The organism is Streptomyces sp. NBC_01216 (assembly GCF_035994945.1).
Lineage (GTDB): Bacteria > Actinomycetota > Actinomycetes > Streptomycetales > Streptomycetaceae > Streptomyces.
Genome location: NZ_CP108677.1, coordinates 5,764,810 through 5,789,359, shown reverse-complemented (window position 1 = coordinate 5,789,359; position 24,550 = coordinate 5,764,810). Strand labels below are relative to the sequence as shown.

Sequence of the window (24,550 nt, the reverse complement as noted above, 5' to 3'; positions counted from 1 at the left end):
CCCGTATTCTCAGTGACCATGCTCGACGACCGTACGACAGCAGCGCCGTGGCCGACCGCCTACCCCCAGGGGTACGCGGTCGTCGACGTGGAGACCACCGGCCTCGCCCGTGACGACCGGATAGTGTCGGCTGCCGTCTACCGGCTGGACGCCCAGGGCGAGGTGGAGGACCACTGGTACACGCTCGTCAATCCGGAACGGGACCCCGGTCCGGTCTGGATCCATGGCCTGACCAGCGACGTCCTGGAGGGCGCGCCGCTCTTCCCGGAGATCGCCGCCGAGTTCTCCGCCCGTCTCGACGGCAGGGTGCTGGTGGCGCACAACGCGCTCTTCGACTGGTCGATGATCGCCCGGGAGTACGCGCGTGCCGAGCGGACCGCGCCGGTGCGCCAGCGGCTGTGCACCATCGCGCTCGCCAAGGAGCTGTCGCTCCCGCTGCCCAACCACAAGCTGGAGTCGCTGGCCGCGCACTTCGGCGTCGTACAGCGGCGCGCGCACAACGCGCTGGACGACGCCCGGGTGCTGGCCGAGGCGTTCCGGCCGAGTCTGCGCGCGGCGGCGGAGCGCGGCGTGCGGCTGCCGCTGCTGGAGTGCCGGCCGCTGACGGAGTGGGTGTCCGCGCCGGCCGCGCCGAGGGTCGGTCACCAGGCGTCGTACCACGCGAACGGCTGGCGCCCCTCACGGAAGCGCCCACCGTGCCCGTATCCGAACCCCGGACGTTACACATCCGACAAACCGCTCAAACAGGGTATGCGGGTGGCGTTCTCCGGCGACACCTCCATCGACCGCGAGCTCCTGGAGGACCGCGCGACCGAGGCCGGGCTCCATGTGGCGAGCGGCGTCTCCCGGCTGACGAGCCTGCTGGTGACGAACGATCCGGACGCGGCCACCTCCAAGACGGTGAAGGCGAAGTCCTTCGGCACGCCGATCGTCGACGAGGCGGCCTTCACCCAGTTGCTGCGGGACGTGGACCCGGCAGACGGGTGACGCGCCGGGCGTGCGTCCCACTCTTCCGCCGCCCGGGGCCCCACCCTGTGGCGCATGGCACGTTGTGAGGTCTGCGGAAACGATTACGGCATGTCGTTCGAGGTGCACGCGCAGGGCGCGGTGCACGTCTTCGACTGCTTCTCCTGCGCCATCCACCGCATGGCGCCCATCTGTGACCACTGCCGGGTCCAGATCATCGGCCAGGGCGTCGAGGTCGAGGGCACCTGGTACTGCGGCGCCCACTGCGCCCGGTCGGAGGGGAAGGTGGGCATCGTCGACAAGGTCTGAGGGCCCGGCCGTCCCGAGCGACCGGAGCCCCCCTGCGCGCACCCCGTGACCGCGGTTGTACCGTCATGGGGTGTACCGCTTCCTGTTGTCCCGGCAGTGGGTGATCCTCACCCTCGTCGCCCTCGTCCTCATGCCGACGATGATCGAGCTGGGCTTCTGGCAGTTCCACCGGCACGAGCGCCGGGTCGCCCAGAACGCCCTGATCGCGGACAACCTGCGGGCGGAACCGGTCCCCATGGAGACGCTGACCGGCGTCGGGCACACCGTCCCGCGGGCCGACTACTGGCGGCGGGTCACCGCCACCGGCACCTTCGACACCGCGCACGAGGTCGTCGTCCGCCGCAGGACCTCGGCCGACGACCGGATCGGCGTGCACGTCCTCACCCCGCTGGTACTCGAGGACGGCCGGACCGTCCTGGTCAACCGCGGCTGGGTCCCGGCGGCGGCCGACCAGAAGGCATACCCCGACGTCCCGCCCGCCCCCCGGGGCGAGGTCACGGTCACCGGCCGGCTGAAGGCGGACGAGACCACCGACGCCAGCGGGATCAAGGACCTGCGCGGCCTGCCGGACCGCCAGGTGATGCTGATCAACAGCGGGCAGCAGGAGGAACTGCTCGGCCGCGAGGTGCTCGGCGGCTATCTGGAACAGACCGGCCCCGAGCCCGCCGGCGGCACGCCCGAGCCGATCCCCGAGCCCGACCACGACTCGATCGGCGCGCACATGGCGTACGCCGTCCAGTGGTGGCTCTTCACCGCCGGCGTCCCGGTGGGCTGGGTGATCCTGGTGCGTCGCGAGAAGCGTGACCGGCAGGCCGCGGCCCGCGCCGAAGGGGTCGCGGAGAGCCCCGAACCGGCCGCGGCCGTCGGCTGAGAGCCTGTGGGATGGCCTTCGACCGACGCGCACGACCGCCCGCTCGGAGATCACCCGACAGGCACGCGGGGCGGACGGCTCCCGCCGCGTCACCGCTCCCGTCCCGCACGGCGCGGCTCCCTCCGGGTGCCCGCCCCGCCCCGCGTACCCCGTCGTCCGGCACACCCACCGGCGCCCCGCTGATTGACCTTCGCCTCTTGCGGGAACACGCCAGAGCGTGACGCAACGCATCGACGACTACGCCCTCATCGGCGATCTGCAGACCGCCGCGCTCGTCGGACGCGACGGATCCATCGACTGGCTGTGCCTGCCGCGCTTCGACTCGGCGGCCTGCTTCGCCTCGATCCTGGGCGACGAGGACAACGGCCACTGGCGGATCGCGCCCAAGGGCGCCACCCAGTGCACCCGGCGAGGCTACGCGGGTGACTCCCTGGTCCTGGAGACGTACTGGCAGACCCGCACCGGCACCGTCAAGGTCGTCGACTTCATGCCGCAGCGGGACACGGCACCCGACGTCATGCGCATCGTGGAGGGCGTCAGCGGCAGCGTGGAGATGAGCTCCGTGCTGCGGCTTCGCTTCGACTACGGCTCGATCGTGCCCTGGGTCCGGCGCGCCGACGGCCACCGGGTGGCGGTCGCCGGGCCCGACTCGGTCTGGCTCCGCAGCGAGCCGGAGGTGAAGACCTGGGGCCAGCAGTTCTCCACCTGCTCCTCGTTCACGGTGGAGGCGGGCCGGAAGGTGGCCTTCGTCCTCACCTGGCACCCCTCGCACGAGCCGCGTCCGGAGCTGATCGACCCGTACTCGGCCCTCGAACAGTGCCTGATGGACTGGCGGGACTGGTCCGCGCGGTGCACCTACGAGGGCCCCTACCGGCCGGCCGTGCTGCGCTCCCTCATCACCCTGAAGGCGCTCACCTACAGCCCGACGGGCGGCATCGTCGCCGCCCCCACCACCTCGCTGCCCGAGGAACTCGGCGGTGTCCGCAACTGGGACTACCGCTCCTGCTGGCTGCGCGACTCGACCCTGACGCTCGGGGCGCTGCTGGAGGCCGGCTACGTCCAGGAGGCGGCGGCCTGGCGCGACTGGCTGCTGCGCGCCGTGGCGGGCGATCCGGCCGACCTCCAGATCATGTACGGGCCGGCCGGGGAACGTCGGCTGCCCGAGACGACCCTGCCGTGGCTGCGCGGCCACGCGGACTCGGCGCCGGTACGGACCGGCAACGCGGCCGTGGACCAGTTCCAGCTCGACGTGTACGGCGAGGTCATGGACTCGCTGTACCGGGCCAGGGAGGCGGGCATCCCGGCCGAACGTCACGCCTGGAACCTCCAGCTGAGCCTGCTCGGCTTCCTGGAGTCGACCTGGCGGCAGCCGGACGAGGGGCTCTGGGAGGTGCGCGGGCCCAGGCGCCACTTCGTCCACTCCAAGGTGATGGCGTGGGTGGCGGCCGACCGGGCGGTGCGGATGCTGGAGGCAGACCCCTCGCTGCACGGCGACCCGGCGCGCTGGCGGGCGATGCGGGAGGAGATCCACGCCGAGGTCTGTCAGAAGGGCTACGACCCGGAGCGCAACACCTTCACCCAGTCGTACGGTTCACGGGAACTGGACGCGGCGACCCTCATGATCCCGCAGGTCGGCTTCCTGCCGCCGGAGGACCCCCGGGTGGCGGGAACCGTCGAGGCGGTGCGCGCGGAACTGCTGCACGAGGGCTTCCTCCGCCGGTACAGCACCGAGGGCGCCTCGGTCGACGGGCTCCCCGGGCAGGAAGGCACCTTCCTGGTCTGCTCGTTCTGGCTGGCGGACGCCCTGCGGCTGACCGGGCACGTGAAGGAGGCCCGGGAACTGTTCGAGCGACTGCTGTCCCTCCGCAACGACGTGGGGCTGCTGGCGGAGGAGTACGACCCGGTGGCGCGGCGGCAGCTGGGCAACTTCCCCCAGGCATTCAGCCACATCGGGCTGGTGAACACCGCCCTCGCCCTGCCGTGGGAGGAGACGGCAGGATAGGCCCATGGATCTCGGACTGAACGACCGTGTGTACGTGGTGACCGGGGCGACGCGAGGGCTCGGCCGGGCATCCGCCGAGGCGCTCCTCGCCGAGGGCGCGAAGGTGGTGATCACCGGGCGGGAGGAGAAGCCGGTCGCCGAGGCGGTCGCGGAACTGGGACCGGGCGCGGCCGGGGTCGCCGCGGACAACGCCGACCCGGAGGCCGTCGGCCGCCTGATCGCGGAGGCCCGGTCCCGTTTCGGACGCTTCGACGGCATCCTGATCAGCGTGGGCGGTCCCGCGCCGGGCTTCGGCGCCGACAACACCGACGAACAGTGGGCGGCGGCCTTCGACACCGTCTTCCTGGGCGCGGTGCGGATGGCGCGCGCCGCCGCGGAGACGCTGACCGAGGGCGGGGTGATCGGCTTCGTGCTGTCCGGCTCGGTGCACGAGCCGATCCCGGGCCTGGCCCTCTCCAACGGTCTGCGGCCCGGGCTCGCCGGATTCGCGAAGTCCCTCGCCGCGGACCTGGGCCCCCGGGGCATCCGGGTCGTCGGCCTGCTGCCGGGCCGGATCGCCACCGACCGGATGAGCGCCCTGGACGCCCTGTCGGGCGACGCGGACGCGACACGCGCGGCCAACGAGTCCCGGATCCCGCTGCGCCGCTACGGCAGGCCCGAGGAGTTCGGTGCCACCGCGGCGTTCCTGCTGTCACCGGCGGCCTCGTACCTCACCGGGGTGATGCTGCAGGTGGACGGCGGTGCGCGGCACGGCTTCTGACGGCCCGCCCGGCACGGGGCCCGCGGGTCCCGGGTCAGGAGACCCGGCGCGCCCGGTGCCTGACCGCGCGCAGCCGGGCCTCCGCCGGAAGGGACGGCAGCCCGGTGGAGGTCCGGGCGTGCGCCAGGGCCTCGTGCGTCAGTCCGCGCAGGGTCTCGCCCGGCGAGGCGTGCGGCTCGAGGAGCAGGGCGACCCGGGCACGCGGTGCGGTGCGACGGCCCGTCAGGACGATCCGGGCGCCGGCCACACCGTCCTGGGCGGCGGCGTCCGCCACCAGGACGCCTGTCAGGGCCCGTCCCCTGACGACCGCGGCCTCTCCGTCACCGGTGTCGATCACCACCTCCCGCAGCCGGGCCCTGCGGAACTGGGCCAGCAGCCACCACAGGAACAGCAGCACCAGAACCCCGAGCAGGGCGATGACCGCGGGCCACCACCAGCCTTCGTCGCGCCACCGCTGCCGTTCGGCCCGGCTCAGCAGCACGTCGGCGGGGCCCGACCACGGCCACCAGTCCGGTACGGGCAGGTCCAGGCCGGCCGCGAGCACCGCCCCGCCGACGGCGACGAGGGCCAGCCCCACGAGGCCGAGCACGATCCGGTTGACGCGGCGCAGGACGACGGTCATCCTCATCCCTTCTTCGGCGGGCGGGTCACCCGGACGGTCGCCGCCGGCGGGCGGGCGAGCCCCAGTTCCTCGATGCCGGTGGCGACCACGGTGTCCAGGTCGGCCCGCACCTCGTCCAGTTCGCGGAAGTGCGAGACCGCGCGCACCGCCACCCTGCGCCGTCTCGCCTTCACCCGGGCCGACTGCACGCCGGAGACCTCCATGGCCCGGTCGCGCAGGATGAGCGCGACGGCGTCGCGGTCGAGCCCGGCGCATACGTCGGCGTGGCGCCGTCGCATGGGCAGCACGGCGCGCAGGCCGGGGGTGGCCGCCAGCACGAGGAGCCAGACGCCGAGGAGTACGGCGAGGGCCGCCCCGGCCTGCACCCAGGCGTTGTCGAGGGGGGTCGTGGCCAGGTCGTCGGCGAGGTCGCGCCGCCACTGCATGGCGCTGTGGCCGGCCCGCACCGCGGCGACGTCGTAGAGGAGCAGGCCGGTGGCTCCGAGCAGGATCAGGGCGACCAGCCCGGCGGGGACGCGCCGTACCGCCCAGAACCGGCGCGCGGGCACCGCGTCGGGCCGCTCCTCCCGGGCGGGGGGCGCCGGTGGCACGGGCTCCGTGCCGGGTTCCGCGGTCACCGCAGCCTCCCCCGGGCGGAGTCGCGCGCCGTGTGCGGCGAGTACAGCCGCTCGACGTGCACGGTCACTTCCGGCACCTCCAGACCGGCCAGTTCCTCGACCCGCCGCCTCACCCGGCTGCGGACCGCGCCGCACTGGCGGCTGAGATCGGCGGGATAGCCGAGCTCCAGGCTTACCGAGACCCGCGCCGTGTCCCGGTGGACGACGACCGAGGCGTGCGGTGCCGAAGCCTCCCCGGGCAGGGAGACGAGTGCCTCCCGTGCCGCCCGTGCGGCGATCTTCGCGACGACCCGGTCGGCGATGGTGGTCGCCCCGCGGCCCGCGGCTCCGACCGGAACCGTTGCCACCCGGGTCACCGCCGCCGGTCGCCGCGTGCGCGACTCCGGAAGAAGTCGCCGGCTTCGAGATCGCCCTCGAGGAAGCGCCCGACGACGAATCCGATCGCCCCCAAGGCCGCGACCAGGAGAAACGCCCCGAAGCCGCCGAAGTATCCGGCGAAGCCGAGGGCCATGCCGGCCACCAGGCCGACCGATGCCATGCTCATGCTGAGCCCTTTCCGCCCGGCCGCCCGCGGCTACTGGAGCCGCTGCTCCGGCTCTTCGTCCTCTTCGTCCGGCAGCTTCACGTCGCTGACGGCGATGTTGACCTCGACGACCTCCAGGCCGGTCATGCGCTCCACGGCCGCGACCACGTTCTCGCGGACCTCGCCGGCCACCTCGGAGATCGAGACTCCGTAGTCGACGACGATCTCCAGGTCGAGGGCGGTCTGCACCTCGCCGACCTCGGCCTTGACACCCCTGGTGGCGTTCGACTTGGCGCTGCCTCCGCCCGGTACCCGGTCGCGAACGGCCCCGAGGGTGCGGGAGAGACCGCTGCCCATGGCGTGGACGCCGACGACGTCCCGCGCGGCCAGGCCGGCGATCTTCTCGACGACGCCGTCGGCGATCGTCGTGCGTCCGCGGGTAGCCGGGGGGCCGCCGCCCCGCTTGGTCACGGACAGTCCGTCGGAATGCGTGGTCTCGCTCATCGCCGTTCGCCCCTTCCGGAGGATCGAGGGAGATCGGGGCTGTTTTCAGCTCCTTCGCTCACATTAAGTGCGCTTACCCGGTCGCGCGCCGGGGATGCGGCAGGCTGGACTGATGACGACGCGTGCGGAAGCGGGATGGGCGGCGGCGGTACGCGGGCGGCTGGGGCCGGGCCTGCTACTGCCACTGGGGGACGAGCGGGACGGCGTGTGGCTGGCGGAACGGGCGGCGCGGACGGTGCTGCTGCGGGCCGCCGGCCGGGTGGACGGCGTGATCCCGGGGCGCCTGCGGGTGGGACTCGTGGCGGCCCCGGAGGCGGCGGCCGGGCCGGCGGACTCGGCGGGGAACGGGCCGCCCGGTGTGCCCTCGCCCGTACCGCCGGGCGGGCTGCCGCCGGGCGGGCTGCCGCCGGGACCGCTGGGGATCACGGCGGAGTTCGCCGTGTCGGGTGACCACCCACTGCCCGCCCTGGCGGAGCAGGTCCGCGCGGCGCTCTGCGCCGCGGCGGAGACGGAGCTGGGCCTGAGGGCCGTACGGGTGGATCTGCGGGTGACGGAACTCGTCGGGGACGGGACGGGCACCGCCGAGGACCCGGACGTCGCGCCACCCCCCGGGCACACCTCGCCGGCCGTGACGGACCCGGTCGCGGTGACCGTGCGGGCCGTCGCGGGCGTGGCCGCACTCACGGACGCCCTGGGCCCGCCGGTCCACCGCGCGCCGGACGCGCTCCGGGTGGAGTGCGCCGTGACCGCCGGCCGTCGCGCCCTGGACGTGGCCCGAGCCGTCCGCGCGGCCCTGACCGCGGCCTCTCCGGCGGGGACCGCGGTCACGGTCCTGGTGTCCGAGGTGCGGTGAGGGTGTCCCGGCCGGCGTCCGCCGACGGGGTGTCCGCGGTGGCTCGCGCGGGTCAGAGCCTGTCGGGTGCCTTCGGCCGGCAGGCTCTCAGTCGCCCAGGCCGGCCAGGTCGCGCAGGCGACGGGCCTGGGCGGCCCGCTCGGCGACGCGCTGCTCCTCGTAGGTGCGGCCGGAGGCGCCCTGGAGCAGCGCCTTGGTCTCGATCACCGCGTCACGGGGAGCGGCGAGCAGGGCCGCTGCGAGGTCCCGGACCGCGGCGTCGAGCTCGGCACCGGGCACGGCGATGTTGGCGAGGCCGATCCGCTCGGCCTCGTCGGCGTGGACGAAGCGGCCCGTGGCGCAGATCTCCAGCGCGCGGGCAGGGCCCACGAGCGAGACCAGGGGATGTGTGCCGGTGAGGTCCGGCACCAGGCCCAGGCTGGTCTCGCGCATGGCGAACTGCACGTCCTCGGCGACGACCCGCAGGTCGCAGGCGAGGGCGAGCTGGAAGCCGGCGCCGATGGCGTGCCCCTGGACGGCCGCGATCGACACGAGGTCGCCGCGGCGCCACCAGGTGAACGCCTCCTGGTACTCGGCGATGACCGCGTCGAGGTCCTCGTCGGAACCCCGTGCCAGGTCGAGGAAGGACGGCTCGCCGTCGAAGCCCTCGGGCGTGAACGCCTGCCGGTCGAGACCCGCGGAGAAGGACTGGCCCTCTCCCCGCAGTACCACGACCCGCACGCTGCCGGGCAATGACCGGCCGGCTTCCACCAACGCCCGCCACAGAGCGGGAGACTGGGCGTTGCGCTTCGCCGGATTGGTCAGGGTCACCGTGGCAACGGCGTCCTCGACGGTGAGCCGTACACCGTCCTTGTCGAACACGAGCACAGAGTCGAGCGAAGTCATGGGGCGCCTCCGGTTCCGGTGCAGCACTGGGCGATCGCTCAGTAACCGCTTCGGCCACTAAGTGACTGCACAGTAACCACCCGGTCGACCGCACGGCCGACCGGGTGGCCACCTCGGAACCGGTGGACCCGACGAACCGCGCCCCGAGTCAGGCCGAGGACGTCTTCTTGCCTCGCGTCGCTCCGCCACGTCCACGCAGTGTGACTCCGGACTCGCTGAGCATCCGATGGACGAATCCATAGGAGCGGCCGGTTTCCTCGGCCAGCGCCCGGATGCTCGCACCGGAGTCGTACTTCTTCTTCAGGTCTGCCGCGAGCTTGTCGCGCGCGGCGCCGGTCACCCGGCTGCCCTTCTTCAGAGTCTCGGCCACCCGTGCCTCCTCATGGGAAGTGCGCTCTGGACTTCTCATGATCACCCCTTCCGGACGTCCTGGCCACCCATTCGACGAGGTCCGTTCCGCCGGGTTCGCCGGAAGACAAGGCGCCGACACGACCGGAAGCCCTCATTCCGATGCGTGCGAGACACGCGGGGAAGCCGCCGAGCGCGGGAAGTCCCAGGTCAGCACGTCCGTCGGGAAAGAGGACGGCGCGACACCTGACGGAAGGATTCCGCCGGGTGCCGCACCGGGGGTATGAGACGCACTCACTCAGATGAAGGATCACCCATGAGCCGAATGATCCATACCGGAATGATCAGCGGAGGGCCGAAGCGGTCGGCCCGCCGGTCGCGGGCGCGGCCCGCACCCCGGCTCGCTCCCGTCAGGCGAGGGCCACCAGATCCTTGTAGTCCGGTCCCCACAGGTCCTCGACACCGTCCGGCAGCAGGATGATCCGCTCCGGCTCCAGCGCGTCCACCGCGCCCTCGTCGTGGGTGACCAGCACCACCGCGCCCTTGTAGGTGCGCAGGGCGCCGAGGATCTCCTCACGGCTGGCGGGGTCGAGGTTGTTCGTCGGTTCGTCCAGGAGCAGCACGTTCGCCGAGGAGACGACGAGGGTGGCCAGGGCCAGCCGGGTCTTCTCGCCGCCGGAGAGCACTCCGGCCGGCTTGTCGACGTCGTCGCCGGAGAAGAGGAAGGAGCCGAGCGTCTTGCGCACCTCGACGAGGTCCAGGTCGGGCGCGGAGGAGCGCATGTTCTCCAGGACCGTGCGCTCGGGATCGAGCGTCTCGTGTTCCTGCGCGTAGTAGCCGAGCTTGAGACCGTGCCCCGGCGTGACCTCGCCGGTGTCCGGGTTCTCCGCGCCCGCGAGGAGGCGCAGCAGGGTGGTCTTGCCCGCGCCGTTGAGGCCGAGGATCACGACGCGCGAGCCCTTGTCGATCGCGAGGTTCACGTCGGTGAAGATCTCGAGCGAGCCGTACGACTTGGACAGGCCCTCGGCGGTGAGCGGCGTCTTGCCGCACGGCGCGGGCTCCGGGAAGCGGAGCTTGGCGACCTTGTCGGAGACCCGGACCGCCTCCAGGCCCGACAGCAGGCGCTCGGCGCGCTTGGCCATGTTCTGCGCGGCGACGGTCTTGGTGGCCTTCGCGCGCATCTTGTCGGCCTGCGAGTTGAGGGCCGCCGCCTTCTTCTCGGCGTTCTGGCGCTCGCGGCGGCGGCGCTTCTCGTCGGCCTCGCGCTGCTGCTGGTAGAGCTTCCAGCCCATGTTGTAGACGTCGATGGTCGAACGGTTGGCGTCCAGGTAGAAGACCTTGTTCACGACGGTCTCGACGAGGTCGACGTCGTGCGAGATGACGATGAAGCCGCCGCGGTAGGTCTTGAGGTAGTCGCGCAGCCAGACGATCGAGTCGGCGTCGAGGTGGTTGGTGGGCTCGTCGAGGAGCAGGGTGTCGGCGTCGGAGAAGAGGATCCGGGCGAGCTCGACACGGCGGCGCTGGCCGCCGGAGAGGGTGTGCAGCGGCTGGCCGAGGACCCGGTCGGGCAGTCCGAGGGCCGCCGCGATGGTGGACGCCTCCGCCTCGGCGGCGTACCCGCCCTTGGTGAGGAACTCCGTCTCCTGGCGCTCGTACTGCTTCATCGCCTTGTCGCGGGTGGCCCCGGTGCCGGTGGCGATGCGTTCCTCGTTCAGCCGCATCTTGCGCAGCAGCACGTCCAGACCACGGGCGGACAGGATGCGGTCGCGGGCCAGCACGTCGAGGTCCCCGGTACGCGGGTCCTGCGGAAGGTAGCCGACCTCTCCGGAGCAGGCGATGGTGCCGCCGGCGGGCTGCCCCTCACCGGCGAGGCACTTGGTGAGCGTGGTCTTGCCCGCGCCGTTCCGGCCGACCAGGCCGATGCGATCGCCCTTGGCGATGCGGAAGGAAGCGGACTCGATGAGGATGCGGGCGCCGGCGCGCAGCTCGATGCCGGAAGCGGTGATCACGGACAGACTCCAGGGCGGGGATGGACGGCGGAAGGGCTCTGACGGTTTCGACGCCGCTACGCGTGCGCAAGGAGAATGGCCATGCAGCCAGTCTAACGGTCGCTTGCAACTGCTTTTCGGACATGCTCTCGGCGGTGGGCGGTGCCGCCCCTCCCTCTCCGCCGCCGCGCACAAGGGGCGGGGCCGTTCGGAGTGATCGATACTCGGCCGGAGGGCCGCGGCCAGGGCCGCGGCACGACGCGGAGGACGGTGGCCCATGCGGTTCGACGACGACGCCGAGCTGGACACCTCGGAGGTGCGGGACGTCCGCGGCAACCGCGTCCCCGGCGGCGGGGCCACCGTCGGCGGCGGGATCGTCGGGCTCATCGCCCTCGTCCTGGGCGTCCTGTTCGGCGTGGGCCCCGAACAGCTGGGCCTCTCCGCCGGTGACGAGGACCGGGCCGCGAGCGCCTCGTCCGCCGCCCGGGTGGAGCGGACCTGCCGGACGGGAGCGGACGCGAACACCCGCGACGACTGCCGGATCGTGGCGGTCGTCAACAGTCTCCAGGACTACTGGCGCGCGGAGTACGCGCGGCGCGGGGGCCGCTACGGGGACGCGCGCACGGTGATGTTCACCGGCCGGGTGTCCACCGCCTGCGGCTCGGCCACCTCCGCGGTCGGGCCCTTCTACTGCCCGGGCGACCGGCGGGTCTACCTGGACCTCGGCTTCTTCGACGAGCTGCGGACCACGTTCGGTGCGACCGGAGGTCCCTTCGCGCAGGCATACGTGGTGGCGCACGAGTACGGACACCACGTCCAGAACCAGACGGGCGCACTCGCACGCGCCCGGGACGGGCGCGCGGGAGCCGCCTCCCAGTCCGTACGGGTCGAACTGCAGGCGGACTGCTACGCGGGCGTGTGGGCGCACCACGCGACGTCGGCTCCGGACGCGAAGACCGGCCGCCCGCTGCTCACCCGGCTGACGGAAGCGGACATCCGGGAGGGTCTGGATGCGGCGGCGGCGGTGGGCGACGACCGGGTCCAGGAGAGGCTCCAGGGCCGGGTGACACCCGAGACGTGGACCCACGGGTCGGCGGCGCAGCGCCGGCAGTGGTTCCGTACGGGCTTCGAGACCGGCGACATGGCCCGGTGCGACACCTTCCGCTGACACACCGGCGACGACTGTCAGACTGAGACCCGGGTCACATTCCGGCGGAGCGAGCGAGAAGGAGTGATCGGGATGGGCGAGGCACCCGACATCTGTCCGACCCTCATGTACGACGACGCGAAGGCCGCCGTCACCCTGCTGACGGAGGCGTTCGGCTTCACCGAGAAGTCCGTGTTCGAGGGAGAGGACGGCAAGGTCGTCCACGCGGAGCTCTCACACGGCAACGGGCTGGTGATGCTGGGCAGCAAGGGCACCGGTACCGAGTTCGACCGGCTGATGGCGGACGGCGGCCCCGTCGGGGTGTACGTCCGGGTCGCCGACGTGGACGCGCACCACGCGCGGGCCGTGGAGCACGGCGCCGAGATCGTGATGCCGCCCACGGACCAGGACTACGGGGCGCGGGACTACATGGCGCGGGACTCCGAGGGCAACATCTGGTCCTTCGGGACGTACGCCCCGGGAGTCTCGGAGTGAACCGTGCCCCGCCGGGCGCATCGCCCGGCGGGGCACGGTTCACTCGGCGGCTCCCGGGGCTGGGCGGTCAGACTCCGCCGGTGTGGACCTGGAAGGCGGCTCGCCGTACGGCCTTGGCGAGGGCGGGATCGGGGTGCGCGGCGGCGAGCGCGACCAGGACCTGGACCGTCCGGGGGTGGCCGACGGCCTGGACCTCGTCGAGGAGGGCCGGGACCGTGCCCTGCACGGCGGAGTCGAGGTGGCGGACGAGCAGCGCGCTCTCTCCGTGGTCGGCGACGGCCGCGGCGGTGTCGACCCAGAGCCAGGTCGCCTCCTCGCGGGACAGCACCTCCTGCGCGTCGTCGGGGTCGGCGCCGTCGTACTCGGCGAGCCAGAGCAGGGCGTACGGGCGGAGCGGGGGTTCCTCGGCGGCGGCCCGGACCTCGGTCTCGGCGGGGGCGCCGACGACCCGGAGGGCCTCGAACGCGAGACCGCGCAGCAGGGCGTCCTCGCCGCGCGCCACAGCCAGGAGTTCGGTGACCGCGCTGGAGAAGGTCCGGGCCGCCAGCCAGGCACGGTACTCGTCGCGGGCCGGCCCCGGAGTGAGACGGGCGCAGCCGCGGAGCATGTCCTCGGCGGACTGCTCGATGTTCCCGGCCGGGCTCTGGGCCGCGACGCAGATCTGCTCCAGTTTGACCCAGACCGCCCAGTTGCCGAGGGGTGTCAGGGTCGCCTGGTCGGGGCCGAGGGTCAGGGCTCCGACGGCCGCGAGGCCGTCCAGGGCCCAGGCGAGCAGCGGACAGAGTCCGCCGGTCTCCGGCGCGCCGGGAACGGCCTCCCGGGCGGGGGGCGCGGTGTCCCCAGGGGGCCGGGGGCCGCAGGGGACCTCGCAGCGTTCCTCGCGCAGTTCCTCGACGCGTCGGCGGAGCAGGTCGAGGAGGGCCGGGGCGGCCACCGGCCCCGCGGACAGCTGAAGGAGCGAGAGGACCTGGGGGACGGCCTCGACGACCTCGGCGACGGTGCCGGGCGCCACCCCCTCGGGCGCCGGGTGGACCAGCGACCAGGCGTCGAACAGGGCGACCCAGCCGCGTAGCACGGCGGAGTCGTCGCGATCCCATGCCTGCAGCCGCCAGCCGGGGCGCGCCGTGTCGCCGTGGATCTCGACGAGCCCGGCGAGACGGGCCCGGTCCCAGCCGGCCCGGACCTGGTCCGGAGTCAGGTCCAGTGCGAGGGCGGCGCGTTCCTGGGCGGAGGCGGCGCCGGGGCCGGTGACCGCGACGAGTCCGGCCGCGCGTCCGTCGGCGGCCCAGCGGGCGATCCGTACGGCGTCGGCGAGGACGGTCCGCGCCTGGCGGGCCAGTTCCGCGCGGGGCGGAGTGCCCTCCGGCGGACGCGGCGCCGGCCGTGTCCGCCGGGTCGTCACGGCCCGTCGGGCGGTCGCGAGTGCCCGCGGACGGACGAGTCGGAGTCTGGAGTTGCGCGCCAAATGCTCATCAGGCTGTCGAGACGTCACGGGGGCAGTCTTCCCGCTGGCGGCCCGAAAGCCCAATCGGAATCCGAATCCACCGCGAAAGCCCTCGGGAGCGGCGGGCGAACGGGGGTCGCGAAGGCTCCGGAACGGATCGCGAGGGCGTTCCGCGGGAGCGGGTCCGCGAGGCGTGCGGCGTGCGGCGTGCGGCGTGCGGGACGGCCGGACCGCGTCCGGGCCCCGGCTCGCGTCCCGCGCCAGGGGCCCGCGGCCCCGGAGCCCGCCCTACATCAGAGGGGTGAGGAAGCGCCGCAGCGCCTCCTCGTAACGGACCGGGTCGGCGTTCCACATGGACGCGTGGGGGGCCTGCCGGACCGTCTGGAGGGTGACGAGTCCGGGGCGGCGGGAGGCCAGCCGAAGGGACGGCTCCCAGGGCGCGAGCAGGTCGTCGGGCCCGTGGAAGACCAGGGTCGGGACGCGCAGGGCGGCCGGGTCGGCGGCCTCCTGGAGCCGTTCGCCGTGGAGTTCGGCCCGGCTGAGGGCGGCGTGGACGGCGAGCGGCAGCAGCGGACCGGGCACGTGGCGGGCCGCGAGGAGGGCGCGCAGGGTGGCCTCCCGGTCGAGGACCGGGGAGTCCAGGACGAGCCCGCGGACCGCGTCCCGTACGCCGGAGTCGGCGGCGGCGTGCAAGGCCATCGTGGCGCCGGTGCCCCAGCCGCACAGGACGACGTGTCGCGCGCCGCGGCGGACGGCGTAGCGGACGGCGGCGTCGGCGTCGCGCCATTCGGAGTCGCCGAGGCGGCCGAGGCCGTCCGGGGGTGGCGGGGCGCCCTCGTCCCCGCGGTAGGCGGGGATCAGGACCGGGATCTGCCGGCGACTGAGGAAGGGGACCAGGTTGAGGGGCTGGTGCCGGGTGGTACCGAGGCCGTGCAGGGCGACGACCCAGGTGGGCCGGGGGCCGGGGACGAGCCAGCCGGGCAGTGGGCCGAGTTCACCGGGGATCTCGACGTCCTCGTAGTCGACGCCGAGCGCCGACCTCGGCGTGCCGGTGTGCAGGGCGGGGTCGAGGCGGACGCGGGTGCCCGGCTCCAGGGTCCCGTACTCGACCCGCTCCAGGCGGCGGACGACGGTGTCGGCGGAGTGCGGGACCCGGTCGAGGACGGGGCCGACGACGGCGTGGACCCCCGGGCCGTCGAGTCCGTAGGTACCGGGGCGCAGGGAGACGAGGCTCCTGGTGAGGGTGACCCGGTCCGGCTCCGTGGCGTGCACGGTGAGCCGGGGATCGCCGGGCAGCGGTCGTCCGGACGGCACCCTGAGGGCGACGTCGCCGGCGTACCGGCCGGCCGCGATCGCGGCCGCGCCGGCACCGATCAGTGTGGTGACGGCCGCTGCCGTCGCTGTAGCCGGGCGCACGCTCCCAGTGTCGGCAGTCCGTGGGCGGGGTGCCACCGGACCGCCGTCGTCCGGGGTGTCCGCGGGGGCCTCGCCGTGGTGACGCGGGTCACTTCCACGCCTCCCCACGTGGGGGCGGTCCCGTCCACGGCCCGGAGGGGGCGGAACCGTCCCCTTACGGCAGGGCTTACCCGGGTTTGCGTGGGGAACATCGTGGACGGCCGGACCTCCGGAGCACTAAGTGGAACGCGCGGAACCTGTTGGGGACACCACACCGACCGACTCAGTTCACCTTCCGTTCACCCAGGTTGCCTACGTTCGACGAGCCACTGACGTCAAACGATTGCCTGGGTAAATGGAACACATCACGCTGCTGCTCGCGATTGTGGTCGTGACAGCTCTCGTGTTCGATTTCACGAACGGTTTCCACGACACCGCCAACGCGATGGCGACGACCATCTCGACCGGTGCCCTCAAGCCCAAGACGGCGGTGGCCATGTCCGCCGTGCTCAACCTGGTCGGTGCGTTCCTGTCCGTGGAGGTCGCCAAGACGATCTCCGGCGGGATCATCAACGAACAGGGCATTCGTACCGAAGTGATCTTCGCGGCGCTCGTCGGTGCCATCCTCTGGAATCTGCTGACCTGGCTGCTCGGACTTCCGTCCAGCTCCTCCCACGCTCTCTTCGGCGGCCTCATAGGCGCGGCCGTCATGTCGGCCGGCTGGTCCGCGGTCAACGGCGGCACCGTCGTCACCAAGGTCCTGCTCCCCGCGATCGCCGCACCGGTCGTCGCCGGACTGGCCGCCTGGGCGGCCACCAGGCTGACGTACCGGATCGGTTCCCGGACCGACGCGAAGGCCACGGCCAAGGGCTACCGTGCCGGGCAGATCGCCTCCGCCGGCCTCGTCTCCCTCGCCCACGGCACCAACGACGCCCAGAAGACCATGGGTGTCATCACCCTCGCCCTGGTCACCGGCGGCGTCCTCGTCCCCGGCTCCAACCCTCCGATGTGGGTCATCGTCGCGGCCGGTGTGGCCATCGCGCTCGGCACCTACCTCGGCGGCTGGCGCATCATCCGCACCATGGGCAAGGGCCTGACCGACCTCCGGCCGCCGCAGGGCTTCGCCGCCCAGACCAGCGCGGCCACGGTCATCCTGGCCTCCTCCCACCTCGGCTTCTCCCTCTCCACCACGCAGTCCTGCTCCGGTGCCGTGATGGGCGCGGGCCTCGGCCGCAAGGGCGGTGTCGTCCGCTGGTCCACCGCGACCCGGATGTTCGTCGCCTGGGGCCTGACCCTGCCCGCCGCCGGACTGGTCGGCGCCGGCGCCGAGTTCCTCACCAAGCAGGGCACCTGGGGCATCGTCGTCGTCGCGATCCTGCTGGTCGCCGGGTCGGGCGTCATCTGGGCCCTGTCCCGCCGCAAGCCGGTCGACCACAGCAACGTCACCGCGGACGACCTCGACGACGAGCCCGCCGGTGTCGTGACCACCGCGATCGCGGCCGTCACCCCGCCGCCCACCGGAACCGCGGTCGCCGCGGCCGAGGAGCTCAAGACCACCATCCCCGCGCCGGCCCCCACGGACCCGGCAGCCCCCGCGGCCCCCGCCGCGGCGGTCTAAGGAACCAAGGGACACGCACGCATGAAGATCGACTGGGCAGCTCTCGGCTCCGTCTTCGGAGTCAGCCTCGTGGCGACCGTCGCCCTCGTGGGCCTGTTCACCCTCGGCATCGTCGGCCTCTCCAAGCAGGAGCAGGCCGCCGCACAGGGCGGCTCCGCCGCCCTGGCGCGCACCGGCGCCTACGCCTGCTTCGCCCTGTGCGCGGCGGCCGTCGCGTACGGCATCTATCTGATCGTCGCCTGACGGCGGCGAGCACCGACGGCCGGGCGGGCCGCACCTTCGGGTGCGGCCCGCCCGGCCGTCCTGTGCGTACGGGCCGCGCCGCCCTTCCTGTGCGCGGGTCGGCTGTGGGGCTTCGCACACTGTCCCGCCGCAGGTCAAGGGTGAGTTGACGGGTGTTCGCGCAGCGTGGTGGACTTCCGGGGCCATGACGGCGGCAGAAGAGGAAGCCCGGTGCGAATCCGGCGCGGTCCCGCCACTGTGACCGGGGAACCCTCCCCGGGAGCCAGGAACTCTCGCCGTCGGTCACGTCGAGCCAGGGCGCGGACCCTGAGTGAGGACACAGCGCCATGCCTGGCCGCATTGCAGCCACCGGTGTATTCGCGTACGGCGCCGCCGCCGGTCTGGCCGCGGACCTGCTCGTCGGCGACCCCCGCCGCGGCCATCCGGTCGCCGGTTTCGGGCGGTTCGCCGGCACCGTCGAACGTCTTCTGTGGCACGACCACCGCGGCTGGGGCGCGTTGCACACCGCCCTCTGCGCCGGAGGCGCCGCGGCGGCCGGAGCGCTGGCCGCGCGGGCCGTCCGGGACCGGCCCGCCGCGTCCGTCGCCCTGACCGCGGCCACCGTGTGGGCCGTCGTCGGCGGGACGACCCTGGGCCGGGAGGCCCGCGCCATCGGCGGCGCCCTGGCCGCCGGGGACCTGGAGGTCGCCCGCGAACGGCTGCCGCACCTGTGCGGGCGTGATCCGCACTCCCTGGACGGCCCGGCGATGGCCCGCGCGGTCGTGGAGTCCGTCGCCGAGAACACCTCCGACGCGGTCGTGGGGGCGCTCGTGTGGGGCGCCGCCGCCGGTGTCCCGGGCCTGGTGGGGTTCCGGGCCGTGAACACCCTGGACGCCATGGTCGGCCACAGGTCCCCGCGTCACCGGCGCTTCGGCTGGGCCTCGGCCAGGCTGGACGACGTCGCCGGCTGGCCGGGGGCCCGGCTGACCGCCGCGCTCGCCACGGTGGCCGGCGGCGACCCGCGCGGGTCCTTGCGCGCCTGGCGGGCCGACGCCGGGCGGCATCCCAGCCCGAACGCCGGTCCGGTGGAGTCCTCGTTCGCGGGGGCGCTCGGCGTACGGCTCGGGGGGACGCTCTCGTACGGCGGACGGGTCGAGCACCGGCCCGCGCTGAACGCGCCCGGACGGGACGTGGAGGTCGCCGACATCGAACGGGCCGTACGGCTCTCGCGACGGGTGACCGCGCTGACGCTGGTGACCTGCGCGGGCGGCCGGATGATCATAGGTGCCATCAAGCGGAGGCTGATATGAGGGGCGGACTGCTGGTCGCCGGGACCACGTCCGACGCGGGAAAGAGCGTCGTCACGGCCGGCATCTGCCGCTGGCTGGTCCGCCGGGGCGTGAAGGTGGCCCCCTTCAAGGGCCAGAACATGTCCCTGAACTCCTTCGTGACCCGCGAGGGCGCGGAGATCGGGCGGGCGCAGGCCATGCAGGCGCAGGCCGCGCGAGTGGAGCCGACGGCCCTGATGAACCCGGTGCTGCTGAAGCCCGGCAGCGACCGTTCCAGCCAGGTCGTCCTGATGGGCAGGCCGGTCGGCGAGCTGAGCGCGCGCGGCTATCACGGGGGACGGCAGAAGGAGCTCTTCGAGCCGGTCCTGGCGTGCCTGGAGGAGCTGCGGGGCACGTATGACGCCGTGATCTGCGAGGGGGCGGGCAGTCCGGCCGAGATCAATCTGCGGCGCACCGACATCGTGAACATGGGCATCGCGCGCGCCGCGCGACTGCCGGTGCTCGTGGTCGGCGACATCGACCGGGGCGGGGTGTTCGCCCAGTTCTTCGGCACGACGGCCCTGCTGGCACCGGAGGACCAGGAACTGATCGCGGGCTACCTGGTGAACAAGTTCCGCGGCGACGTCACGCTGCTGGAGCCGGGGCTCGACATGCTGCACGGGCTGACCGGACGCCGGACCTTCGGCGTTCTGCCCTACGCCCACGGGCTCGGCATCGACGAGGAGGACGGGCTGCGGGTCTCGATGCGCGGCGCGGTCCGCGAGTCGGTCGTGGCCCCGCCCGTCGGCGAGGACGTACTGCGGGTCGCGGTCTGCGCCGTGCCCCTCATGTCCAACTTCACGGACGTGGACGCGCTGGCCGCCGAGCCGGGCGTGGTGGTGCGCTTCGTGGACCGGGCCGAGGAGCTCGTCGACGCGGACCTGGTGATCGTGCCGGGCACCCGCGGCACGGTACGGGCGCTGGCCTGGCTGCGCGAGCGCGGCCTCGCGGACGCCCTCGCGCGGCGGGCGGCGGAGGGCCGGCCGGTCCTCGGCATCTGCGGCGGCTTCCAGGCGCTCGGGGAGCGGATCGAGGACGAGGTCGAGTCGAAGGCCGGGACGGTCGACGGGCTCGGCCTGCTGCCGGTACGGGTCCGGTTCGCCGCGGGCAAGACACTGGCCCGTCCGGTCGGCGAGGCGCTCGGCGAGCGGGTCGAGGGCTACGAGATCCATCACGGCGTCGCCGAGGTCCTGGGCGGGGCCCCCTTCCTGGACGGCTGCCGGGTCGGCGCCGTCTGGGGCACGCACTGGCACGGCTCGCTGGAGAGCGACGGATTCCGCCGGGCGTTCCTGCGCGAGGTGGCCGCGGGCGCCTCACGCCGCTTCGTCCCCGCGCCGGACACGTCCTTCGGCGCGCTGCGCGAGGAACAGCTGGACCGGCTGGGCGACCTGATCGAGGAACACGCCGACACGGACGCGCTGCTCCGGCTCATCGAGACCGGGCCGCCGGCCGGTCTGCCCTTCATCCCGCCGGGCGCTCCGTGACCGCGCCCGTGGACGCCCCGCGCCTCACGGGCGGGACACACGACACCACCCGCACCACGCGCGCACGAGGGCCGCACGCCCCGTGGGAGACGCACAGCGAACGCGAAGGAAGGATCGACCGATGAGCACCCGGTACCCGTTCACCGCCGTCGTCGGCATGGACGACCTGCGGCTGGCGCTGCTGCTGAACGCCGTCAGCCCGGCGGTGGGCGGTGTCCTCGTCCGCGGCGAGAAGGGCACCGCCAAGAGCACGGCCGTCCGCGCGCTCGCGGACCTGCTGCCGGCGGTGCCGGTGGTCGCGGGCTGCCGGTTCAGCTGCGACCCGGGCGCGCCCGATCCGGCCTGCCCGGACGGCCCGCACGAGGCCGGCCCGGCCGCCGACCGTCCCGCGCGGATGGTGGAGCTGCCCGTCGGTGCCTCCGAGGACCGGCTCGTCGGCGCGCTCGACATCGAACGGGCCCTCGCGGAGGGCGTGAAAGCCTTCGAGCCGGGGCTCCTCGCCGACGCGCACCGCGGCATCCTCTACGTCGACGAGGTCAACCTCCTCCACGACCACCTGATCGACCTGCTGCTCGACGCCGCCGCCATGGGCTCGTCGTACGTCGAGCGCGAGGGTGTCTCCGTACGGCACGCGGCCCGTTTCCTGCTCGTCGGGACGATGAACCCCGAAGAGGGCGAACTGCGCCCCCAGTTGCTCGACCGCTTCGGCCTGACCGTCGAGGTCGCCGCCTCGCGTGAGCCCGAGCAGCGGGTGGAGGTGGTGCGGCGCAGGCTGGCCTACGACGACGACCCGGTGGGCTTCGCGGCGCGCTGGGCCGGGGAGGAGACGGCCCTGCGCGACCGGATCACGGCCGCCCGCGCCCTGGTGCCGCGGGTGGTGCTCGGGGACGCGGCGCTGCTGCAGATCGCCGCGACCTGCGCCGCGTTCGAGGTCGACGGCATGCGCGCCGACATCGTGATGGCGCGGACCGCCACGGCGCTGGCCGCGTGGGCCGGACGGACCGACGTGACCTCCGAGGACGTCCGCCGGGCGGCGCTGCTGGCCCTCCCCCACCGCAGGCGGCGCAACCCCTTCGACGCGCCCGGACTCGACGAGGACAAGCTCGACGAGACGCTGGAGCGGTTCCAGGGCGAGGACGAGGGCGACGACGATCCGGACCCGGGGCCGGGGGACGGCGGGGACGGCGGGGGCGGCGGGGGCGGCGGTGTGCCGCCGCAGGGCGAGGGCCCGGAGCCGGCGCCGGAGAGCACCGGCGCCGAGGAGACCCCGTCCGAGCCTTCGCCGACGCAGGCCCCCGGCGGGCCGGGCGCGGGGGAACGGGCCGCCGTACGGGCCGCGGAGCCCTTCCGTACGAAGACGCTGAGCGTGCCCGGACTCGGCGAGGGCGCCGCGGGGCGCCGCTCCCGGGCCCGGACCGAGCACGGCAGGACCACCGGCGCGGTGCGCCCGCGGGGCGCGCTGACCAGGCTGCACCTGTCGGCGACCGTACGTGCCGCCGCGCCGCACCAGGCGACCCGCGGGCGCACCGGTCCCGGGCTGGTGGTGCGCCGGGACGATCTGCGGCAGGCGACCCGCGAGGGCCGTGAGGGCAATCTGGTGCTGTTCGCCGTGGACGCCTCCGGTTCGATGGCGGCCCGGCAGCGCATGAGCGCCGTCAAGGGAGCCGTGCTCTCCCTGCTCCTCGACGCGTACCAGCGGCGGGACAAGGTCGGCCTGATCACCTTTCGCGGCCGGTACGCCGAGGTGGCGCTGCCGCCGACCTCGTCCGTCGACGCGGCGGCGGCCCGCCTCGAACAGCTCCCCACCGGCGGGCGTACGCCGCTGTCGGCCGGGCTCCTCAAGGCCCACGACGTGCTGCGCGTCGAGCGGCTGCGGGACCCCTCGCGCCGCCCCCTGCTCGTCGTCGTGACCGACGGCCGGGCGACCGGCGGCGGCAAGGACCCGGTGGCGCTCGCCGCCCGCGCGGCGCGGCTGCACGCCGCCGAAGGCACCGCAGCCGTCGTCGTGGACTGCGAGACCGGGCCGGTACGGCTCGGACTCGCCGGGAATCTCGCCCGGGACCTGGGCGGCACCGTGGTGACCCTGGACGAACTGCGTGCGGACTCGATCGCCGGACTCGTCAGGGACGTACAAGCCGGACAATTCGGACAAGCAACCAGGAGGGCCGCTTAATGCCGCAGGGGCAGCCTACCGTCGTGCCCGACGACGGACTGACCACCCGTCAGCGCCGCAACCGCGCGCTGGTGATGGTGCACACGGGTGTCGGCAAGGGGAAGTCGACCGCCGCCTTCGGGATGGCGCTGCGCGCCTGGAACCAGGGCTGGCCGGTCGGGGTGTTCCAGTTCGTGAAGTCCGCCAAGTGGCGGGTCGGCGAGGAGAACGCCCTCAAGGCGCTCGGCGAGACGGGCAAGGGTGGCACCGTCACGTGGAACAAGATGGGCGAGGGCTGGTCCTGGATCCAGCGTGAGGTCGCCGAGGGCGAGCAGTCCCACGAGGACAAGGCACGCGAGGGCTGGGAGCAGGTCAAGCGCGACCTGGCCGCCGAGGCGTACAAGTTCTACGTCCTCGACGAGTTCGCCTACCTGCTGCACTGGGGCTGGATCGACACCGCCGAGGTGGTCGAGGTGCTGCGCGACCGTCCCGGGCAGCAGCATGTCGTGATCACCGGCCGCAACGCGCCGCGCGCACTCGTGGACTTCGCGGACCTCGTCACCGACATGTCGAAGGTGAAGCACCCGATGGACGCGGGTCAGAAGGGCCAGCGGGGCATCGAGTGGTAGCACGTCTCGTCATCGCCGCGCCGTCTTCCGGCGCGGGCAAGACCACGGTCGCGACCGGCCTGATGGCCGCGTTCGCCGACCGCGGTCTCGCGGTGTCCCCGCACAAGGTCGGCCCGGACTACATCGACCCGGGCTACCACGCCCTGGCGACCGGCCGGCCCGGCCGCAACCTCGACGCGTACATGTGCGGTACGGGCCTGATCGCACCGCTCTTCGCCCACGGGGCGCGCGGCTGCGACCTGGCGGTCGTCGAAGGTGTCATGGGCCTGTACGACGGCGCCGCGGACCAGGGCGAACTGGCCTCGACCGCACAGGTCGCCAAGCTGCTGAAGGCGCCCGTGGTGCTGGTCGTGGACGCCTCGTCGCAGTCCCGGTCGGTGGCGGCGCTGGTGCACGGCTTCGCGTCCTGGGACCCGGAAGTGCGGATCGGCGGGGTGATCCTGAACAAGGTGGCCACCGACCGGCACGAGCACCTGCTGCGCGAGGCGCTCGGCGGGTCGGGCGTGCCGGTGCTCGGCGTGCTGCGCCGAGCTCCGGCGGTGGCGACGCCGTCGCGGCACCTGGGTCTGGTGCCGGTGGCGGAGCGGCAGACGGCCGCCGTGGCGGCGGTCGCGGCGCAGGCCGAGCAGGTACGCGCCGGATGCGATCTGGACGCGTTGCTGGCGCTCGCCCGCAGCGCCCCCGAACTGAGCACCGAGGCGTGGGACGCGCGCACGCTGGTAGCCGGTGTCCGGCGGGACGAGGGCGCCCCGCCGGCCGGCCGGCGGCCGGTCGTGGCCGTGGCCGGCGGCGCCGCGTTCACCTTCTCGTACGCCGAGCACACGGAGCTGCTCTCCGCGGCGGGCGCGGACGTCGTCGTCTTCGACCCGCTCCGCGACGAGGGACTGCCCGACGGCACCGCGGGGCTCGTCATCGGCGGCGGGTTCCCGGAGATGTACGGCGCCGAGCTGTCCGCGAACGAGCCGCTGCGCAAGGCCGTCGCCGAACTGGCGCGCTCCGGGGCGCCGGTCGCCGCGGAGTGCGCCGGGCTGCTCTACCTGGCGCGGTCTCTGGACGGGACGCCCATGTGCGGGGTCCTCGACGCCGACGCGCGGATGTCGGAGCGCCTCACGCTCGGGTACCGGGACGCGGTGGCGGTGAGCGACAGCCCGCTCGCCGCCACCGGCGCGCGGATGCGCGGGCACGAGTTCCACCGGACCGTGATCGAACCGGGCGCCGGCGCGCAGGCCGCGTGGGGGCTTCGGCAGCCCGAGCGGCGGCTGGAGGGCTTCGTCCGGCAGGGAGTGCACGCGAGCTACGTGCACACCCACTGGGCGGGGGCTCCGGAGGCCGCGGCGCGGTTCGTCGCGCACTGCCGGCCCGGCCGGAGCGCGGAGCCGGGTCCGTGA

General features: G+C 73.9%; 25 protein-coding genes and 1 riboswitch. Of the genes, 15 read left to right on the top strand and 10 right to left on the bottom strand.

Features of this window, described 5'->3' with window-relative positions; translation table 11 throughout:
* Nucleotides 1-12 precede the first annotated feature (12 nt).
* The 5 genes from OG393_RS25950 to OG393_RS25930 all read left to right on the top strand — a co-directional run bounded on the left by OG393_RS25950 (nucleotide 13) and on the right by OG393_RS25930 (nucleotide 4,908).
* On the top strand, nucleotides 13-987 hold the full coding sequence (locus tag OG393_RS25950) for a DEDDh family exonuclease (protein ID WP_327377115.1): 975 nt from the start codon (nucleotides 13-15) through the stop codon (nucleotides 985-987).
* A gap of 54 nt (nucleotides 988-1,041) precedes the next feature.
* Nucleotides 1,042-1,275, top strand: coding sequence for a hypothetical protein (locus tag OG393_RS25945; protein WP_327377114.1), 234 nt, complete (start codon nucleotides 1,042-1,044; stop codon nucleotides 1,273-1,275).
* A gap of 70 nt (nucleotides 1,276-1,345) precedes the next feature.
* Nucleotides 1,346-2,146, top strand: a complete 801-nt coding sequence (locus tag OG393_RS25940; RefSeq protein WP_327377113.1) for an SURF1 family cytochrome oxidase biogenesis protein — start codon at nucleotides 1,346-1,348, stop codon at nucleotides 2,144-2,146.
* Nucleotides 2,147-2,363: 217 nt separating this feature from the next.
* Entirely contained in the window at nucleotides 2,364-4,148 is a 1,785-nt protein-coding gene (locus OG393_RS25935; RefSeq protein WP_327377112.1) for a glycoside hydrolase family 15 protein, read from the top strand.
* Between the two features lie 4 nt (nucleotides 4,149-4,152).
* Nucleotides 4,153-4,908 carry an SDR family oxidoreductase gene (locus OG393_RS25930; RefSeq protein WP_327377111.1) on the top strand — a complete coding sequence of 252 codons (756 nt, stop codon included), beginning with the start codon at nucleotides 4,153-4,155 and terminating at the stop codon, nucleotides 4,906-4,908.
* Nucleotides 4,909-4,942: 34 nt separating this feature from the next.
* Here the strand turns inward: OG393_RS25930 and amaP are convergent, their stop codons facing one another.
* From amaP to OG393_RS25905, 5 genes are read right to left on the bottom strand one after another with little or no spacing between them, the layout of a single operon-like run.
* Entirely contained in the window at nucleotides 4,943-5,530 is a 588-nt protein-coding gene (amaP, locus tag OG393_RS25925; RefSeq protein WP_327377110.1) for an alkaline shock response membrane anchor protein AmaP, read from the bottom strand.
* Between the two features lie 2 nt (nucleotides 5,531-5,532).
* Nucleotides 5,533-6,120, bottom strand: coding sequence for a DUF6286 domain-containing protein (locus tag OG393_RS25920; protein WP_327378551.1), 588 nt, complete (start codon nucleotides 6,118-6,120; stop codon nucleotides 5,533-5,535).
* A gap of 23 nt (nucleotides 6,121-6,143) precedes the next feature.
* Nucleotides 6,144-6,503, bottom strand: a complete 360-nt coding sequence (locus OG393_RS25915; protein ID WP_327377109.1) for an Asp23/Gls24 family envelope stress response protein — start codon at nucleotides 6,501-6,503, stop codon at nucleotides 6,144-6,146.
* Entirely contained in the window at nucleotides 6,500-6,691 is a 192-nt protein-coding gene (locus OG393_RS25910) for a hypothetical protein (RefSeq protein ID WP_327377108.1), read from the bottom strand. Before OG393_RS25910 ends, OG393_RS25915 begins: the two co-directional genes overlap by 4 nt.
* 30 nt (nucleotides 6,692-6,721) lie before the next feature.
* Nucleotides 6,722-7,174: an Asp23/Gls24 family envelope stress response protein gene (locus OG393_RS25905; RefSeq protein WP_327377107.1), complete on the bottom strand. Its 453-nt coding sequence runs from the start codon at nucleotides 7,172-7,174 to the stop codon at nucleotides 6,722-6,724.
* A 112-nt stretch (nucleotides 7,175-7,286) separates the two neighbouring features.
* On the opposite strand from OG393_RS25905, the gene OG393_RS25900 reads away from it, so the two are divergent.
* A complete protein-coding gene (locus tag OG393_RS25900) occupies nucleotides 7,287-8,027 on the top strand; it encodes a hypothetical protein (RefSeq protein ID WP_327377106.1) in 741 nt (246 codons plus the stop codon).
* A gap of 87 nt (nucleotides 8,028-8,114) precedes the next feature.
* Here the strand turns inward: OG393_RS25900 and OG393_RS25895 are convergent, their stop codons facing one another.
* From OG393_RS25895 to OG393_RS25885, 3 genes are all read right to left on the bottom strand, one after another.
* Nucleotides 8,115-8,912 (bottom strand): enoyl-CoA hydratase/isomerase family protein, encoded by a 798-nt coding sequence (locus OG393_RS25895; protein WP_327377105.1) that lies wholly within the window; start codon nucleotides 8,910-8,912, stop codon nucleotides 8,115-8,117.
* Nucleotides 8,913-9,060: 148 nt separating this feature from the next.
* Nucleotides 9,061-9,282, bottom strand: a complete 222-nt coding sequence (locus OG393_RS25890) for a helix-turn-helix domain-containing protein (RefSeq protein WP_327377104.1) — start codon at nucleotides 9,280-9,282, stop codon at nucleotides 9,061-9,063.
* Nucleotides 9,283-9,670: 388 nt separating this feature from the next.
* Nucleotides 9,671-11,269, bottom strand: a complete 1,599-nt coding sequence (locus OG393_RS25885) for an ABC-F family ATP-binding cassette domain-containing protein (RefSeq protein ID WP_327377103.1) — start codon at nucleotides 11,267-11,269, stop codon at nucleotides 9,671-9,673.
* 256 nt (nucleotides 11,270-11,525) lie between these two features.
* Between OG393_RS25885 and ypfJ the strand changes: the two genes are divergently transcribed.
* Together ypfJ and OG393_RS25875 are read left to right on the top strand one after the other, a co-directional pair.
* Nucleotides 11,526-12,416, top strand: a complete 891-nt coding sequence (gene ypfJ, locus OG393_RS25880; RefSeq protein WP_327377102.1) for a KPN_02809 family neutral zinc metallopeptidase — start codon at nucleotides 11,526-11,528, stop codon at nucleotides 12,414-12,416.
* Between the two features lie 72 nt (nucleotides 12,417-12,488).
* Complete coding sequence (locus tag OG393_RS25875; protein ID WP_327377101.1) at nucleotides 12,489-12,890, top strand: VOC family protein; 402 nt, start codon at nucleotides 12,489-12,491, stop codon at nucleotides 12,888-12,890.
* A 67-nt stretch (nucleotides 12,891-12,957) separates the two neighbouring features.
* Here the strand turns inward: OG393_RS25875 and OG393_RS25870 are convergent, their stop codons facing one another.
* Both OG393_RS25870 and OG393_RS25865 read right to left on the bottom strand, forming a co-directional pair.
* A complete protein-coding gene (locus tag OG393_RS25870; protein WP_442817360.1) occupies nucleotides 12,958-14,382 on the bottom strand; it encodes a hypothetical protein in 1,425 nt (474 codons plus the stop codon).
* 240 nt (nucleotides 14,383-14,622) lie between these two features.
* Nucleotides 14,623-15,750 carry an alpha/beta hydrolase gene (locus tag OG393_RS25865; protein ID WP_327377100.1) on the bottom strand — a complete coding sequence of 376 codons (1,128 nt, stop codon included), beginning with the start codon at nucleotides 15,748-15,750 and terminating at the stop codon, nucleotides 14,623-14,625.
* A 334-nt stretch (nucleotides 15,751-16,084) separates the two neighbouring features.
* Here OG393_RS25865 and OG393_RS25860 point away from each other — a divergent pair, with 334 nt between their 5' ends.
* The 7 genes from OG393_RS25860 (at nucleotide 16,085) to OG393_RS25830 (ending at nucleotide 24,550) form a co-directional block, all read left to right on the top strand.
* Complete coding sequence (locus tag OG393_RS25860) at nucleotides 16,085-17,347, top strand: inorganic phosphate transporter (RefSeq protein WP_327377099.1); 1,263 nt, start codon at nucleotides 16,085-16,087, stop codon at nucleotides 17,345-17,347.
* A 21-nt stretch (nucleotides 17,348-17,368) separates the two neighbouring features.
* Complete coding sequence (locus OG393_RS25855; RefSeq protein WP_327377098.1) at nucleotides 17,369-17,590, top strand: hypothetical protein; 222 nt, start codon at nucleotides 17,369-17,371, stop codon at nucleotides 17,588-17,590.
* 171 nt (nucleotides 17,591-17,761) lie between these two features.
* A riboswitch (cobalamin riboswitch) is annotated at nucleotides 17,762-17,884 on the top strand.
* A gap of 32 nt (nucleotides 17,885-17,916) precedes the next feature.
* Entirely contained in the window at nucleotides 17,917-18,879 is a 963-nt protein-coding gene (locus tag OG393_RS25850; protein WP_327377097.1) for a cobalamin biosynthesis protein, read from the top strand.
* Nucleotides 18,876-20,381: a cobyric acid synthase gene (locus tag OG393_RS25845; RefSeq protein WP_327377096.1), complete on the top strand. Its 1,506-nt coding sequence runs from the start codon at nucleotides 18,876-18,878 to the stop codon at nucleotides 20,379-20,381. Before OG393_RS25850 ends, OG393_RS25845 begins: the two co-directional genes overlap by 4 nt.
* A gap of 121 nt (nucleotides 20,382-20,502) precedes the next feature.
* Complete coding sequence (locus OG393_RS25840) at nucleotides 20,503-22,554, top strand: putative cobaltochelatase (RefSeq protein ID WP_327377095.1); 2,052 nt, start codon at nucleotides 20,503-20,505, stop codon at nucleotides 22,552-22,554.
* Nucleotides 22,554-23,162, top strand: a complete 609-nt coding sequence (gene cobO, locus OG393_RS25835) for a cob(I)yrinic acid a,c-diamide adenosyltransferase (protein WP_327377094.1) — start codon at nucleotides 22,554-22,556, stop codon at nucleotides 23,160-23,162. Before OG393_RS25840 ends, cobO begins: the two co-directional genes overlap by 1 nt.
* Complete coding sequence (locus tag OG393_RS25830) at nucleotides 23,156-24,550, top strand: cobyrinate a,c-diamide synthase (protein WP_327377093.1); 1,395 nt, start codon at nucleotides 23,156-23,158, stop codon at nucleotides 24,548-24,550. Before cobO ends, OG393_RS25830 begins: the two co-directional genes overlap by 7 nt.

What these genes read in the sequence shown, in the direction of transcription:
- OG393_RS25945 (WP_327377114.1), top strand. Translation starts at nt 1,042, where the DNA reads ATGGCACGTTGTGAGGTCTGCGGAAACGATTACGGCATGTCGTTCGAG.
- OG393_RS25930 (WP_327377111.1), top strand. Translation starts at nt 4,153, where the DNA reads ATGGATCTCGGACTGAACGACCGTGTGTACGTGGTGACCGGGGCGACG.
- amaP (WP_327377110.1), bottom strand. Translation starts at nt 5,530, where the DNA reads ATGACCGTCGTCCTGCGCCGCGTCAACCGGATCGTGCTCGGCCTCGTG.
- OG393_RS25910 (WP_327377108.1), bottom strand. Translation starts at nt 6,691, where the DNA reads ATGAGCATGGCATCGGTCGGCCTGGTGGCCGGCATGGCCCTCGGCTTC.
- OG393_RS25905 (WP_327377107.1), bottom strand. Translation starts at nt 7,174, where the DNA reads ATGAGCGAGACCACGCATTCCGACGGACTGTCCGTGACCAAGCGGGGC.
- OG393_RS25900 (WP_327377106.1), top strand. Translation starts at nt 7,287, where the DNA reads ATGACGACGCGTGCGGAAGCGGGATGGGCGGCGGCGGTACGCGGGCGG.
- OG393_RS25895 (WP_327377105.1), bottom strand. Translation starts at nt 8,912, where the DNA reads ATGACTTCGCTCGACTCTGTGCTCGTGTTCGACAAGGACGGTGTACGG.
- ypfJ (WP_327377102.1), top strand. Translation starts at nt 11,526, where the DNA reads ATGCGGTTCGACGACGACGCCGAGCTGGACACCTCGGAGGTGCGGGAC.
- OG393_RS25875 (WP_327377101.1), top strand. Translation starts at nt 12,489, where the DNA reads ATGGGCGAGGCACCCGACATCTGTCCGACCCTCATGTACGACGACGCG.
- OG393_RS25860 (WP_327377099.1), top strand. Translation starts at nt 16,085, where the DNA reads ATGGAACACATCACGCTGCTGCTCGCGATTGTGGTCGTGACAGCTCTC.
- OG393_RS25855 (WP_327377098.1), top strand. Translation starts at nt 17,369, where the DNA reads ATGAAGATCGACTGGGCAGCTCTCGGCTCCGTCTTCGGAGTCAGCCTC.
- OG393_RS25850 (WP_327377097.1), top strand. Translation starts at nt 17,917, where the DNA reads ATGCCTGGCCGCATTGCAGCCACCGGTGTATTCGCGTACGGCGCCGCC.
- OG393_RS25845 (WP_327377096.1), top strand. Translation starts at nt 18,876, where the DNA reads ATGAGGGGCGGACTGCTGGTCGCCGGGACCACGTCCGACGCGGGAAAG.
- OG393_RS25840 (WP_327377095.1), top strand. Translation starts at nt 20,503, where the DNA reads ATGAGCACCCGGTACCCGTTCACCGCCGTCGTCGGCATGGACGACCTG.
- cobO (WP_327377094.1), top strand. Translation starts at nt 22,554, where the DNA reads ATGCCGCAGGGGCAGCCTACCGTCGTGCCCGACGACGGACTGACCACC.